The 13713-nt window shown below is 74.0% G+C and carries 10 protein-coding genes; 6 read left to right on the forward strand and 4 right to left on the reverse strand.

Annotation, left to right across the window (positions count from 1 at the left end):
• Positions 1 to 229: 229 nt before the first annotated feature.
• Positions 230 to 1123, reverse strand: coding sequence for an aminoglycoside phosphotransferase family protein (locus ACIBI4_RS08760; protein ID WP_399202924.1), 894 nt, complete (start codon positions 1121 to 1123; stop codon positions 230 to 232).
• 66 nt (positions 1124 to 1189) lie between these two features.
• Entirely contained in the window at positions 1190 to 2035 is an 846-nt protein-coding gene (locus ACIBI4_RS08765; RefSeq protein WP_399202925.1) for a lipase family alpha/beta hydrolase, read from the reverse strand.
• A gap of 341 nt (positions 2036 to 2376) precedes the next feature.
• On the opposite strand from ACIBI4_RS08765, the gene ACIBI4_RS08770 reads away from it, so the two are divergent.
• Positions 2377 to 2787 (forward strand): cobalamin B12-binding domain-containing protein, encoded by a 411-nt coding sequence (locus ACIBI4_RS08770; RefSeq protein WP_399202926.1) that lies wholly within the window; start codon positions 2377 to 2379, stop codon positions 2785 to 2787.
• A gap of 206 nt (positions 2788 to 2993) precedes the next feature.
• Here ACIBI4_RS08770 and ACIBI4_RS08775 read toward each other — a convergent pair whose 3' ends face one another.
• Positions 2994 to 4613, reverse strand: a complete 1620-nt coding sequence (locus tag ACIBI4_RS08775) for a DUF5691 domain-containing protein (RefSeq protein WP_399202927.1) — start codon at positions 4611 to 4613, stop codon at positions 2994 to 2996.
• A gap of 133 nt (positions 4614 to 4746) precedes the next feature.
• Positions 4747 to 6087: an SWIM zinc finger family protein gene (locus ACIBI4_RS08780; RefSeq protein WP_399202928.1), complete on the reverse strand. Its 1341-nt coding sequence runs from the start codon at positions 6085 to 6087 to the stop codon at positions 4747 to 4749.
• Between the two features lie 228 nt (positions 6088 to 6315).
• Between ACIBI4_RS08780 and ACIBI4_RS08785 the strand changes: the two genes are divergently transcribed.
• From ACIBI4_RS08785 to ACIBI4_RS08805, 5 genes are all read left to right on the forward strand, one after another.
• Positions 6316 to 7410 carry an AAA family ATPase gene (locus tag ACIBI4_RS08785; protein WP_399202929.1) on the forward strand — a complete coding sequence of 365 codons (1095 nt, stop codon included), beginning with the start codon at positions 6316 to 6318 and terminating at the stop codon, positions 7408 to 7410.
• Between the two features lie 52 nt (positions 7411 to 7462).
• Entirely contained in the window at positions 7463 to 9958 is a 2496-nt protein-coding gene (locus ACIBI4_RS08790) for a DUF5682 family protein (RefSeq protein WP_399202930.1), read from the forward strand.
• A gap of 89 nt (positions 9959 to 10047) precedes the next feature.
• Positions 10048 to 11169 (forward strand): VWA domain-containing protein, encoded by a 1122-nt coding sequence (locus tag ACIBI4_RS08795; protein ID WP_399203231.1) that lies wholly within the window; start codon positions 10048 to 10050, stop codon positions 11167 to 11169.
• 157 nt (positions 11170 to 11326) lie between these two features.
• Positions 11327 to 12412, forward strand: a complete 1086-nt coding sequence (locus tag ACIBI4_RS08800) for a hypothetical protein (protein WP_399202931.1) — start codon at positions 11327 to 11329, stop codon at positions 12410 to 12412.
• 137 nt (positions 12413 to 12549) lie between these two features.
• Positions 12550 to 13476 (forward strand): hypothetical protein, encoded by a 927-nt coding sequence (locus ACIBI4_RS08805; RefSeq protein ID WP_399202932.1) that lies wholly within the window; start codon positions 12550 to 12552, stop codon positions 13474 to 13476.
• Positions 13477 to 13713 lie beyond the last annotated feature (237 nt).

Genomic DNA, 13713 nt, shown 5'->3' on the forward strand with positions numbered 1-13713 from the left:
TTCGCCTCGACAACAAGGGGGCGGAGCAGTGCGGTGACTGTACCCGGCAGTGTGCGACGCCGACAATCTTCGGCTGGTTTCCTTGGCGGGAGAAACGGGCAATCAGCCGTCTTTCGGCGGACTGCGGACGCAGCTTTGGCCTTGTGTTCGAAGCGTGTTCGAGTTTTCGTCGCTCTGTGTTGCGGTGAGCGGGGCGTACGAGGGGCGCTTTGGGGGGTGGGCGCGTGCTTCAGGCGGCGAGGATCTCGGCGATCACATGCCGCGCCGTGCTCGCCATCCGGGGATTCGTCTCGCGGTAGTACGAGAGCTCGAGCAGCGCGATCGACAGGGCGAGGCCCCGGCCGCGTACCCACGTCGCCTCGTCCGCCCCGACGGCGGCGCGGAAGTCCGCGCGGGCCTCGGCGGGCAGCACGTACCAGGCGGTGATCAGATCGACCGTCGGATCACCGACGCCGACGAGGCCGAAGTCGATGACCGCGGCGAGCCGGCCGTCGCGCAGCAGCAGATTGCCGGGCTGCAGATCGCCGTGCATCCAGCGGTCGGGTCCGTCGTAGGCGGGAGCGGCGAGGGCCTTCTCCCATACGGCGGCCGCGGCCGCCGTGTCGATCACGCCGTCGAGCTGCGCGAGCGCCTTGCGGGTCGCCTCGTCGCGCGGCGCGAGCGGGCCGCCGCGGGAGCAGCGCGGGGCGCCGGTGGTGTCGACGCGGCGCAGGGCGGTGATGAAACCGGCCAGGTCGGCGGCCAGTTCACGCGGGTCGGTGAGCTCGCCGATGACCGGGGGTGTGCCGTCGAGCCAGCGGTAGACGGACCACGACCACGCGATGTGCCCGGCGGGCGCCCCCTGCGCGAGCGGCTCCGGGATCGGGACGGGCAGCTGCGCGGCGAGCCGCGGCAGCCAGGCGAACTCCGTCGCGATCTCGTCGTCCGAGCCGGTCCGCAGCGGCAGCCGGACGACCAGCTCCTCGCCCAGGCGGTACAGCGCGTTGACCGTCCCCGGTGAGTCCACATGCCGTACGGGCAGCCCGGCCCACTGCGGGAACTGCCCCTCGACGAGCCGGCGCACGAGCGCGTCGTCGATCTCGGCCTGGTCGGCGTGCATCTTGCGCGGCTTCGATGTGGTCACCGGGGCATGGAACTCGGGCGTACGCGGGGTGGTCAACTCATTTGTGGCATACGGGAGGTGGCGGGGTCAGGCGACGGAGGCGGCGTCCGGCGCACCGGTCGGCGCGGTGAGGTCGTCGCCGATCGCCTGCCGTATCCCGGCGGCGACGGCGGGGTGGACGGGCAGGGCGAGGTGGCCGATGCCGCTCACCCGCACGTTGTGCGCGAGCAGATCGGGGTGGTCGACACAGGCCGTCTCCAGGGGCGCCATCAGCTGGTCCAGATCACTCCAGAAGCTGACGAACCGGGTGCGGCAGCCGGGCGCGGGTGCCGCCAGCTCGGCGATCACCTCGGAGCCGGGGCGCATCTGGCGCACGATCGGGTGCGCGTTCATCGCCGGGACCACGCTGGTGCCGCCGTGCGGGGTGCCGAGCGTGACGAGGGTGCGGACACGCCGGTCGCCGCCCAGGCACTGCACGTAATAGCGCGCGATCAGCCCGCCGAGGCTGTGCCCCACGATGTCGACCTCGCGCTGCCCCGTCCGCGCGCACAGCTCCTCGACATGCGCGCCGAGCAGCCGGGCCGCCTGGCGGATGTCGCAGGTCAGCGGCGAGTAGTTGAGTGAGGCGACCTGGCGGCGGCCGTCCTTGGCGAGCGCGCGGCGCAGCAGGACGAAGACGGAACGGTTGTCGATGAAGCCGTGCAGCAGGACGACCGGCCGGTCGTGCGGTCCGGGCGGGAGCCGGGGTGGGTCCGCGGGGTCGCCGGTGTCGTCGGGCGCCGCGTGCGGCAGCCGCTCCTGCCGGATCCCCGAGGGATACAGGAGGACGTGCCCGGTGAGGATGGCGAGCTCCAGCGCCGTGGCCTTGAGCAGCGCGGACGACAGCCACAGGCGCCACGTCGTGAGGATCTTGAGAAGCCTGGCAGCCTCCATGAGCCGACCTCCGAACGGCGCACGGAGAACGCCTCTGTCCCCCGTGAACCCATGAGGGGTGCCGTGCGGTGACACCGCTGCCGAAGGACGGCACCGCACCATCGCGCCGTGCGGCTGTCGGCGCGATGGTGCGGCGACCCTTCTGCGGCTCTGCTGCGGCTCCCCTGTGCGCGAAAATGTCCCACGTGTGATTTCCCCCTCGCTCCTGACCGCGAAACTGCCGGGCCTGGGATGCTGGAGATAACGTTCGTTCACTTCTTCGGGTCCTCGCGGTGAGGTTCCCGGGGCCCCCGGGGCACACTTCAGGGGGTCCGCACGACTTGCTCGACATGGAGGCAGTGATGGGTGCGACAGCCGGTCCGATCCGCGTGGTGGTCGCCAAGCCCGGTCTCGACGGCCATGACCGCGGGGCGAAGGTGATCGCGCGGGCGCTGCGCGACGCCGGCATGGAGGTCATCTACACGGGCCTGCACCAGACGCCCGAGCAGATCGTCGACACCGCGATCCAGGAGGACGCCGACGCGATCGGCCTCTCGATCCTGTCCGGCGCCCACATGACCCTCTTCGCGAAGGTCATCGAGCTCCTGAAGGAACGCGACGCGGAGGACATCAAGATCTTCGGCGGCGGCATCATCCCCGAGGAGGACATCCCCCCGCTCAAGTCGCTGGGCGTCGCGGAGATCTTCACGCCGGGGGCTACGACCGGGGCGATCGTGGAGTGGGTGCGCGGGGCGATCACTCCGAGCGTGTAGGCATTTCAGCCCCTGCGACGCTTGGGCATTTCAGCCCCGCCGGCGTTTGAGGCGATCCGAACGAAGTTCGGCTGTGACATTTTGCGGCTCCGCCGCGTGGGGGGGTCCGGGGGCGAAGCCCCCGGTTTCGGGAAGGGGCGGGGTGGGGGAGAGAGCCCGCCGCAGGCGCAACGGCGAGCACCCCCGCCGAACCCGCACCCGCACCCTCACCCCACCAGCTCCTCCCGCATGACGGCCCGCAGCCGAAGCGTCCCCACGAGCCGCTGGAACGCCTCCGCCCAGTAGCCCCCCGCCCCGGGCGCCCCGTCCTCCGTCTCGTCGGGCGTGGCGGTCAGCGCCTCCAGGCGCCCCGCCGCCCCCGGCTCCAGACACCGCTCGGCCAGCCCCATCACCCCGCTGAACGACCAGGGGTAACTCCCTGCGTCCCGCGCGATGTTGAGTGCGTCGACCACCGCGCCCCCGAGCGGCACGGACCACGGCACCGCACACACCCCGAGCAGCTGGAACGCCTCGGACAGCCCGTGCGCCGCGATGAACGAGGCCACCCACTCGGCCCGTTCCCCCGCCGGCAGCGTGCCGAGCAGCTTGGCCCGCTCCGACAGCGACACCGCTCCGGGGCCGCCCGCCCCGGGTGAGGCGGCCGCGCCGAGCAGGGCCCGCGCCCACTCCGCGTCCCGCTGCCGCACCGCCGCCCGGCACCAGGCCGCGTGCAGCTCGCCCTGCCAGTCGTCGGCCACGGGCAGCGCCACGATCTCGTGCGGGGTCCGCCCGCCGAGCCGCGCCGGCCAGGCGGCCAGCGGCGCCGACTCCACCAACTGGCCCAGCCACCACGCCCGTTGCCCTCGTCCGGGCGGGGCGGCCGCGACCACCCCGTCGCGTTCCATCCCGGGATCGCACTCGTGCGGCGCCTCGACCGTGATCGAGCTGCGGGTCGCGTCCAGCGCGATGCTGGTCGCCGCCCGCCGCGCCATCCGCCCAGCCAGCGCCGAGCCCGGCAGCGCGGAGAGCAGCTCGGCGGCGGTCGTACGGACATTGCGGCTGCGGTCGCTCAGGGCGCGCTCCAGGAACGGCTCGTCGTCCTGCGCGAGCCCCGTGCGCAACGAGTCGAGGAACATCAGCCGGTCCTCGGCGCGCTCCGTGGACCAGGTGCTCTCCAGGAGCCGCCGCGCGGCCCCGGCGTCGTGCGCCCGTACGAGACCGAGCAGCGCCACCCGTTCCGCGAACAGCCCTTCCTCCCACAGCCGCCCGACCGCCTCGGTGTCCTCGGGCGCGGGCAGGGCGCTGCCGCCGGGCGTGGTGCGCAGCGCGAACTTCCACTCCGCGTTGAGCCGCGCCAGCCACAGCGCGCGCGGGCCCGCGAACTCCAGCGCGGGCGGCCGCAGATCGGTGCGGCCGCGGGCGGCGTCCAGAAGGGCGGGCAGCAGCTCGGGCGGGGCGGCGTACCCGTGCGCGTTCGCCGCGGTGAGCCACTGCGGGAGCAGTTCGGTGAGATCGGGCGCGGTGCCGCGCCGGCCCGAACCGCCCACGCCGGGCCGGTCGGACAGCAGCAGCGCGAGCCGCTGCCGGGCCGCGGCGGGCAGGGCGGGGCGCGGGTCGGGCTGCGCCTGCTCGGGCGGTGCGGCGGCGGGCCCGGGGCGCAGGCCCGCGCGTCGGTGCACGGTGTGCAGCGCGGCCTCGTCGAGCAGCGCGGCCGCCGCGTCCTTGCGCTCCCGCCCGGCCGCGAGCCCCACACCACCACGCCGGTCGGTCCCGAGCAGCGCGGCCGTGACCAACTCCTCCCAGGCCGTCCCGCCCAGTCCAGGAGCGGCCGACGTCTCCGCGGTCATACGGTGCCTCCTTTCGTCGGGTTGGGGTTCGGCTCGTACGAGGTGAGGTCCGGCCCCCACATACGCCTCCGGTCCGCGTCGCGTACGGAGCGGTTCGCGTCGTATGCGCAGAGGTCCAGGTCGTCCGAACTCGTCAGCACAGCGGCACCCCGTTCCCTCCGTCCCCCGCCCACACCGTCAGCGGGGTGAAGCCGCGGTGGCCGCACTCGCCGAACACCGTCACACCGCCCCCGCCCGATACCGCCGCGAGCCGCCACAGGCCCGGCCGGGACGCGGGCACCACCGGCAGCGCGCCCTTGCCGTCCGCGTCGGCGAGCTGCAGGCCGTCGCCGACCGGGGTCGGTATGACGTCGTGCAGGGTCACCGGCCAGGACTCCAGCCACGGGTCCGCCCGCAGCGCCGCCCCGTACGCGTCCGCCGCCGCATGCGTGCCCCCGCCGGACGGACGTACCGCGGAGGGCGCGGGCGCCGCGAACCGCTCGCCCAGCGCGTGACGGTGCCCGCCGCCCGGATACGCGGACAGCTCGGCGTCGAGCGACAGTCCGACGGGCAGCGCGAGTTCGGGTGCACGGCCCGCCGCACCGTAGGAGAGGAGCAGCGCCGTCGTGTCCGACTCCTCGCCGTACAGCCAGATCCTGCGCGTGGTCAGCCGTGCGTCCGCCGTGTCGTACTGCGCGAGCACCAGCCAGCGGTCGCGCACCGCCGGACCCTCCGCGGACGTGGGCAGACCGATCCGCGACCGCACCGTCGCCGCCAGCTCCGGCGTCAGCTGCTCCCTGCGCAACCACGCCTGGTCGAGCAGGTGGATCAGCGCGCACTCCTCCAGAAGCCGCACCGGCCAGCCCGGCCCCGACGCCGGTATCACCCCCAACTCCTGGACGCGCGAGGCCAGTCCGGGCGCCTGCGCGTCCACCATCCGGCGGGCCGTCTCCTCCCCGAGCCCGTACCCCGCCTGCTCCGCCGACGCCAGCCCGCCCCGCAGCAGATCCGCGAGCCGCTGCTCCAGCTCGGTCACCCCCGCCGTGACCCGCTCGGTCCGCCGTGCCGCACGCCGCCGAGCCCCCTCCTCGTCGACCGGCTTGCCGTCCCCCTTGCTCGGCGCCGCCTTTTCCTGCGCCCGTTTGCGCCGCCCCGCGAGCCACTCCTCGGCCCACTCCGGCGCCTCGCCGTCCGGGATCGCCGCACCGGCCCCCTCGTCACCGGCCCAGAGCAGCAGCAGCCCCAGGGCGTGTTTGCACGGGAACTTCCGGCTCGGGCAACTGCACTTGTACGCAGGCCCCGCCGTGTCCACCACCGTCTGGTACGGCTTGCTGCCGCTGCCCTTGCACAACCCCCATACGGCCCCCTCCCGCGAACTGCCGGCCTCGGACCACGGACCGGCCCCTGCGAGCTTGCTTCCCGCTTTGCGCGAAGCGGCGTCAGGTGCCAGGGCAAGCACCTGGTCCGCCGTCCAGCGCACCCCCTGCTGAGTCATGTCTGCGACGTTAGGTCCCGGCACTGACAATCGCCTCTGACCTGCGAATTCGCGGGCTGCGAGCGGCGGTTGGCGACGTCGTCGAGACTCCGCGGAGGCGCCGCGGAGGCCGGTCGTCCGCGCCGTCGAGGCCGATTGTCAGTGGCGTGGTGCACCGTGGATGCAACGCCGGAATCCGGCCCGGGACGACCGTCCCGGACCCGGCTCCGGAGTCCTGGAGGGGGATCCATGACCGTGCTCGACAACGAGGTGCTTCGACCGCACGCGGAGGACGCGTTCGCGGACGAGCTCGCCGCGCTGGCCGCCGCCGACGACCGCCCGCGTCCCGCGCGCTGGCGGATGTCGCCGTGGGCGGTGGCCACGTATCTCCTCGGCGGCACCCTGCCCGACGGCACGGTGATCTCCCCTAAATACGTGGGTCCGCGGCGCATCGTCGAGGTCGCCGTCACCACCCTGGCCACCGACCGCGCGCTGCTGCTGCTCGGCGTGCCCGGCACCGCGAAGACCTGGGTGTCGGAGCACCTCGCCGCCGCCGTCAGCGGCGATTCGACACTGCTCGTGCAGGGGACGGCCGGCACGCCCGAGGAGGCGATCCGGTACGGGTGGAATTACGCGCAGCTGCTCGCCCACGGCCCCAGCCGTGACGCGCTGGTGCCCAGCCCCGTGATGCGCGCGATGTCCGAGGGGATGACGGCCCGGGTCGAGGAGCTCACCCGTATCCCCGCCGATGTGCAGGACACCCTGATCACGATCCTGTCCGAGAAGACACTGCCGATACCGGAGTTGGGGCAGGAGGTGCAGGCCGTCCGCGGGTTCAACCTGATCGCGACCGCCAACGACCGGGACCGCGGCGTCAACGACCTGTCCAGTGCGCTGCGCCGCCGTTTCAACACGGTGGTGCTGCCGCTGCCCGAGTCCGTCGAGGCCGAGGTCGACATCGTCGCGCGCCGCGTGGACCAGCTGGGCCGCTCGCTCGATCTGCCCCACGGGCTCGACGGGATCGCCGAGATCCGCCGGGTCGTCACCGTCTTCCGCGAACTGCGCGACGGCATCACGGCCGATGGCCGCACCAAGGTCAAGTCCCCGAGCGGCACGCTGTCGACGGCCGAGGCGATCTCCGTCGTCACCAACGGCCTCGCCCTCTCCGCCCACTTCGGCGACGGGGTGCTGCGCCCCGGCGACGTGGCGGCGGGCCTGCTCGGCGCGGTCGTCCGCGATCCGGCCTCGGACCGGGTGATCTGGAAGGAGTACCTGGAGGCGGTCGTCCGCGAGCGGGACGGCTGGAAGGACTTCTACCGCGCCTGCCGCGAGGTGAGCGGCTGAGAGGGCGGGCCTGGATGCGGCGGTACGTCATGCAAGGGGGAGGGGGAGTTCGATGAACGGGGAGCCGGTGGGTGCCGGATCCGCGGCGGGTCCGTGGATTCTCGGCGTACGGCATCACGGGCCGGGATCGGCACGCGCGGTGCGGGCGGCGCTCGACGCACAGCGGCCGCGGGCCGTGCTGATCGAAGGACCGCCGGAGGCGGACGCCTTGGTGGCGCTCGCCGCCGACGAGGAGATGCGGCCCCCGGTCGCGCTGCTCGCGCACGCGGTGGACGATCCGGGGTGCTCGGCGTTCTGGCCGTTCGCGGAGTTCTCGCCGGAGTGGGTGGCGGTGAAGTGGGCGCTGGAGCAGGGGGTTCCGGTCCGTTTCATCGATCTGCCGGCGGCGCATTCGCTGGCGTTGCGGGTGGCGGAGGAGCGGGAGAGGGAGGACAGGGAGGCTCCCGCGGAGGGCGGGTCCGGGGGCGACGGGGCCGGAGATGACGGTGCCGAAGGAGACAGGGCCGGAGGGGACGGGTCCGAGGAGGAGTCCGCGGCCGAGGTGCTCCGGGTCGACCCCATCGCCGTCCTCGCCGAGACCGCCGGGTACGACGATCCGGAGCGCTGGTGGGAGGACGTGGTCGAGTACCGCGGACAGAGCACTGCCCCGGGGTCCGGGGACACCCTCGCTCCCTTCGCCGCGCTCGCCGAGGCGATGGGCGCGCTGCGCGAGGTGTACGGGGCGGGCGGCCACGACCGCGACCTGGTGCGCGAGGCGTACATGCGGCTCCAGATGAGGGCAGCCGCCAAGGAGTTCGGGTCGGAGTACGCGGTCGTCTGCGGTGCCTGGCACGTCCCCGCGCTGCACGCGAGAACGACGGTCACCGCCGACCGCGCGCTGCTCAAGGGCCTGCCGAAGATCAGAACCGACATGACCTGGGTCCCCTGGACGCATCGGCGCCTGGCCCGGGCCAGCGGCTACGGCGCCGGGATCGACTCACCCGGCTGGTACGCGCATCTCTTCTCCGCTCCCGACCGCCCGGTCGAGCGCTGGCTGACCAAGGTCGCGGGGCTGCTGCGGGACGAGGACCGGATCGTCTCCTCGGCCCATGTCATCGAGGCCGTCCGGCTCGCCGAGACGCTCGCCGTGATGCGCGGTCGCCCGCTGCCCGGCCTCTCCGAGACCACGGACGCGATCAGGGCCGTGCTCTGCGACGGCTCCGACGTACCGCTCGCGCTCATCCACGACCGGCTGATCGTCGGCGACGTCCTCGGTGAAGTGCCCGAGGCCGCCCCCGCCGTTCCGCTCCAGCGCGACCTCACCCGGATCCAGAAGACGCTGCGGCTCAAACCGGAGGCGCTGGAACGCGAGCTGGAGCTCGACCTGCGCAAACCGGGGGACGCCGAGCGCAGCCGTCTCCTGCACCGGCTGCGGCTCCTCGGGATCGGCTGGGGCGAGCCGGCGGCCGCGACGCGGGGGAGTACGGGCACGTTCCGGGAGAGCTGGCGGCTGCGCTGGGAGCCCGAGTTGGCGGTGCGCGTCGCCGAGGCCGGGATCTGGGGCACGACCGTGCTCGGCGCCGCGACCGCGAAGGCTGAGGCGGACGCGGCGGGTGCGCCCGCCCTCGCCGAGGTCACCGCGCTCGCCGAGCGCTGCCTGCTGGCCGCGCTGCCCGACGCCCTGCCGGTCGTGATGCGCGTCCTCGCCGACCGCGCGGCGCTCGACGCGGACGTCGGCCATCTCGCCCAGGCCCTGCCCGCGTTGGTGCGCTCCCTGCGGTACGGCGATGTGCGCGGCACCGACACCGGAGCCCTCGCCGAGGTGGCGGCGGGCCTCGCCCACCGGGTCTTCGTCGGCCTCGCCCCGGCCTGCGCGGGCCTCGATGCGGACGGCGCGGCGGAGATGCGGACGCATGTGGACGCGGTGCACGGCGCGGTGGGGTTGCTCGACGACGTGCCGAAGCCCGATGCGGCGTCGGACGCCCGCCCGGCCGACGGCATACGCCCTCGCTGGCACGGCGTCCTGCACACCCTCGGCACACGCGACACCGTGCCCGGAGTCATCCGCGGGCGGGCGGTGCGACTGCTCCTCGACGAAGGGGAGTTGAGCCAGGACGAGGCCGGCCGTCTGATGGGCCTCGCGCTCTCGGCCGGGACCGCGCCCGCCGATGCCGCCGCGTGGATCGACGGCTTCGTCGGCGGCGGGTCCGGCGGCATGCTGCTCGTCCACGACGAGCGGCTGCTCGGTCTTGTCGACGCCTGGCTCGTGTCCGTGCCCGACGCGGCGTTCACCGACGTACTGCCGCTGCTGCGGCGCACGTTCTCCGCGTACGAACCGGGAGTCCGCCGCACCCTCGGCGAACTGGTCCGCAGGGGACCGGCCGACCGTCCGGCCGCGAGCACCACCGCCGGAGTCCCCGGCTTCGCGGACACGCTGGACGAGGAACGCGCGGCGGCCGCCCTGCCCGTGGTCCGCCTCCTCCTCGGCCTGGACGACGCATGCGGCCCGGACACAACCCTGGCCGCCCACCCACCGCACACCACCGACCTGGCGGAGGCAGCCGGATGACCACTCCCACCTCGCCCGACCCCGCCTCGCCGGGACCCGGATCCGGTCCCGGACCCGGTCCCGACACCGAACGCCTGCGCCGCTGGCGCATGGTGCTCGGAGGCCAGGGCGCCGACGGCACCGCGCACGCACTCTCCGGGCGCGACGCCGCGATGGACTCCGCGCTCGAATCGCTCTACGGGAAGAAGGCGGGAGGGGGCGGCAGCCGGGACCGTTCCGCGGGGCTCGGCGCCTCCGCGCCCTCCGTCGCGCGCTGGCTCGGCGACATCCGTACGTACTTCCCGTCCTCCGTCGTCCAGGTCATGCAGCGCGACGCGATCGACCGGCTCGGTCTGTCCACGCTGCTCCTGGAGCCGGAGATGCTGGAGGCCGTCGAGCCGGACGTCCACCTGGTCGGCACGCTGCTCTCGCTCAACAAGGCGATGCCCGAGACCACCAAGGAGACCGCGCGGGCCGTCGTCCGCAAGGTCGTCGACGACCTGGAGCGCCGCCTCGCCACCCGCACCCGCGCCACCCTCACCGGAGCCCTCGACCGCAGCGCGCGGATCAGTCGCCCGCGCCACCATGACATCGACTGGAACCGCACGATCGCGGCCAACCTCAAGCACTACCTGCCCGAGCAGCGCACCGTCGTGCCCGAGCGCCTGATCGGCTACGGGCGGTCCGCGCAGTCGGTGAAGAAGGAGGTCATCCTCTGCATCGACCAGTCCGGGTCGATGGCGGCCTCGGTCGTGTACGCGTCGGTGTTCGGCGCGGTCCTCGCCTCGATGCGGTCGATCAGCACGCGCCTCGTCGTCTTCGACACAGCCGTCGTCGACCTCACCGACCAGCTCGACGATCCGGTGGACGTCCTGTTCGGCACGCAGCTCGGCGGCGGTACGGACATCAACCGCGCGCTCGCCTACTGCCAGGCGCAGATCACCCGCCCCGCGGACACCGTCGTCGTCCTCATCTCGGACCTCTACGAGGGCGGGATACGCCACGAGATGCTCAAGCGGGTCGCCGCGATGAAGGCCTCCGGGGTCCAGTTCGTGACGCTGCTCGCGCTCTCCGACGAGGGCGCACCCGCCTACGACCGCGACCACGCGGCCGCGCTGGCGGGCCTCGGCGCCCCTGCCTTCGCCTGCACTCCCGACCTGTTCCCCGACGTGATGGCGGCGGCCATCGAGAAGCGTCCACTGCCCATACCGGACAAGGAGACCCATCAGTAACAGGGGGCTTGCGCGACCCCAGTTGTCGCGTGCGAGGATCGGCGGGCGCGTCGGCGTGGGCGGTTCCGCCCCCACGGGAGCCCAGCCGGCGGGCGCGCCGGCCGTCGGCCGGCGCCGCACGCGGGCGCCCCACAGAACCCCACGCCCTGGAGCCCAGGTGATCCATGCAGCTCCGCTGCCCCCAGCCGTCCGGCGCCTCGCGCGCCCGGCGGCGGTGCGGCGTGCGCTGCAACTGACCCTGCTCCTCGGTGCGCTCCTCACCCTCGGCGTGCTCTGCGGCGAACGCGCGGAGGCGGCCGAGAGCCCCACGGCTCCGGTGACGGACGTGCTCACGACTCCCGTGACGGACGTGCTCACGCCCCCGGCACGCAAGGCGACCGAGCCGCTCCGGGAAGCCGCCGAGCCCGAGCCGCTCCGGGAAGCCGTCGAGCCCGTCACCGCACCGGTGACCGAGCCCGTACGGGAAGCGGTCGAGCCCATCACCGACGCTGTCACCGATCCCGTTCGCGAGGCCACCGAGCCTGTACGCGAGCAGATCGCCGCTCCCGTACAGCAAGGAACCGAGCCCGTACGGGAGCGGGTCACCGCACCCGTACGCAAGGCAGTTCAGCCCATACGGGAGCAGATCACCCGCACCGTGAGCGAAGCAACGGCGCCCTTGCTCACGCCCGTACTCACCCCCGTACTCACCCCCGTCGGTGACGCCCTCGCCGTCGTCACCGCGCCGGTCGGCCGCTCCCTGCAGCAGCTCACCCAACCCCTGGGCGAGGGCACGCGTGAGGTGGTCGACGGGGTGGCCGGGCTGCTGGAGCCCGCGAGGCTGCCGCAACCGACGCCGCCCCACACCCTGTTGCCCACGACCGGTGAGCCCGCCGGGCGCGCCGCCGCGAGCGAGGCGTCCGCCCGGAAACACCCCACCGAGCGGGCCGGCACCACGCACCCGCAGGCCGTCACCGGCCCCGTGATGGGCCCGGCGGCCGCGACACCCGCCCCCCGCCACACGGCCCGACCGCCGCACCCCGCCGCCCCGGCGGCCCCCGCGCATCTCCCCACCCCGGGCGCGCCCCACGGACTCGGCGCGCACTGCAGCGCGGAGTCCAGCACGCAGCGGCACGCGGACGCGCAGTCCGCGGCGCTTCCCGACCGGTACCAGGACGGGCCGCTGCTCGCCGGTGCCGGTGCCGTCACCTCGTACGACCGGATCCGCGACCGTCATCGCGACATTCTCGAATTCCCGGGCTAGGGCAGCCCTTTCCCCCGCCTGAGAGCCGCTGAAGCGCTCTCCGACCTGCCGCGCGGGGGCGGGACAGGTCTGCCCGCTGCGAAGGAGCGCCCCGACGGCCCCTTCGTACCCTCGAATTCGAAGGATCCGAAGTAAAAATGAGCAAGCACAGCAAGCACAGCAAGCACAGCAAGCCGTCCGGGAACGGCCGGGGCATCCGTCGCTCCCTCGTGATCACCGCCGCCGCCTCCGGCGGTCTGATCGGCCTCGGCGCGGCCGGCGCCAGCGCCGCCGACCTGCCCGTCTCCGCGCCGGTGAGTACCCCCGACACCGCCGCCGACGCCGTCGACACCGCCCGCGGCCACGCCGATTCCGTCCGGGACAAGGCGGCCGCGGTGGCCGGCGACGAGCGGGGCGGCTCCAACGTCGAGGCGATAGACCTCGGCACCGAGCGCGCCGCCCTGCCGGACGGCGCGCTCCAGGCGGCGGGCCAGCTCCCGGCGTCCACGGACGAGATCGACTACCTCTTCGGTTCGCTCGAGGACTTCGCCCCCGAGCTGGCCGACCGCACCGGCCAGGCGCCGTCCCAGGCCGCCGGTCACGCGCAGGGCGTGGTCCAGGCCGCGTCCCCGGTCGTCGACGAGACGGCCGCGTCCGTCCTGCCGCCGGTGGCCGCCAAGGCCGTCGACGGGGTGCTCCCCGTGGTCGGCCAGGCGCTGACCGACGCCGGGACGCTGGTCCAGGGCGTGGGCGGCGACGTCACCCCGTTCGCGCAGGGGGTCACCTCCGAGGTGCCGCCGTTCGCGAACGGTGTCGTGCAGGACGTGAAGCCCGTCGCCGATGTCGTCGTCGACACGGTGCAGCCGCTGGTCAAGGACGTCGGCTCGGCCGCGACCGGTCTGGCGACCGGCGTCGGCGGCGAGGCCGACGGCCTGGTGCGCGGCGTGACCTCGGAGGTCGGGCCGTTCGCGCAGGACCTCACGGGCACGGTCCGCTCCGACGCGGGCCCGCTGGCCGGTAACGCCACGTCCGGCGTCCAGTCCACGGTCTCCTCCGTGCTGCCGGGCTTCGCCACCGGCCGCTGAGGCCCGAGGCCCCCAAGGGACGGGTGACCGGTCAGCCGGACCGGCACCCGCACGGCCGCGGGCCGGGCACTCCTCCTCACACGCATGGCGGGGACCCCTGCGTGTGAGGAAGCCCGGTCCGCGGCCTGCGTCCGGCCCTAGGGCGGACCGGGACGCAGACCCCGGCCGCGACTGTCTGTGACCGTTATCACCGCCGCAGTGTGATCTGCGATTTAGGGACCTACGTCCCACGGCGAT

Origin of the sequence: Streptomyces sp. NPDC050418, assembly GCF_044458745.1 — a bacterium.
Classification (GTDB): domain Bacteria; phylum Actinomycetota; class Actinomycetes; order Streptomycetales; family Streptomycetaceae; genus Streptomyces.

Excerpts from the sequence above, each read along its gene's own strand:
- ACIBI4_RS08765 (WP_399202925.1), bottom strand. The coding sequence starts at position 2,035 with ATGGAGGCTGCCAGGCTTCTCAAGATCCTCACGACGTGGCGCCTGTGG.
- ACIBI4_RS08770 (WP_399202926.1), top strand. The coding sequence starts at position 2,377 with ATGGGTGCGACAGCCGGTCCGATCCGCGTGGTGGTCGCCAAGCCCGGT.
- ACIBI4_RS08775 (WP_399202927.1), bottom strand. The coding sequence starts at position 4,613 with ATGACCGCGGAGACGTCGGCCGCTCCTGGACTGGGCGGGACGGCCTGG.
- ACIBI4_RS08780 (WP_399202928.1), bottom strand. The coding sequence starts at position 6,087 with ATGACTCAGCAGGGGGTGCGCTGGACGGCGGACCAGGTGCTTGCCCTG.
- ACIBI4_RS08785 (WP_399202929.1), top strand. The coding sequence starts at position 6,316 with ATGACCGTGCTCGACAACGAGGTGCTTCGACCGCACGCGGAGGACGCG.
- ACIBI4_RS08790 (WP_399202930.1), top strand. The coding sequence starts at position 7,463 with ATGAACGGGGAGCCGGTGGGTGCCGGATCCGCGGCGGGTCCGTGGATT.
- ACIBI4_RS08795 (WP_399203231.1), top strand. The coding sequence starts at position 10,048 with ATGGTGCTCGGAGGCCAGGGCGCCGACGGCACCGCGCACGCACTCTCC.
- ACIBI4_RS08805 (WP_399202932.1), top strand. The coding sequence starts at position 12,550 with ATGAGCAAGCACAGCAAGCACAGCAAGCACAGCAAGCCGTCCGGGAAC.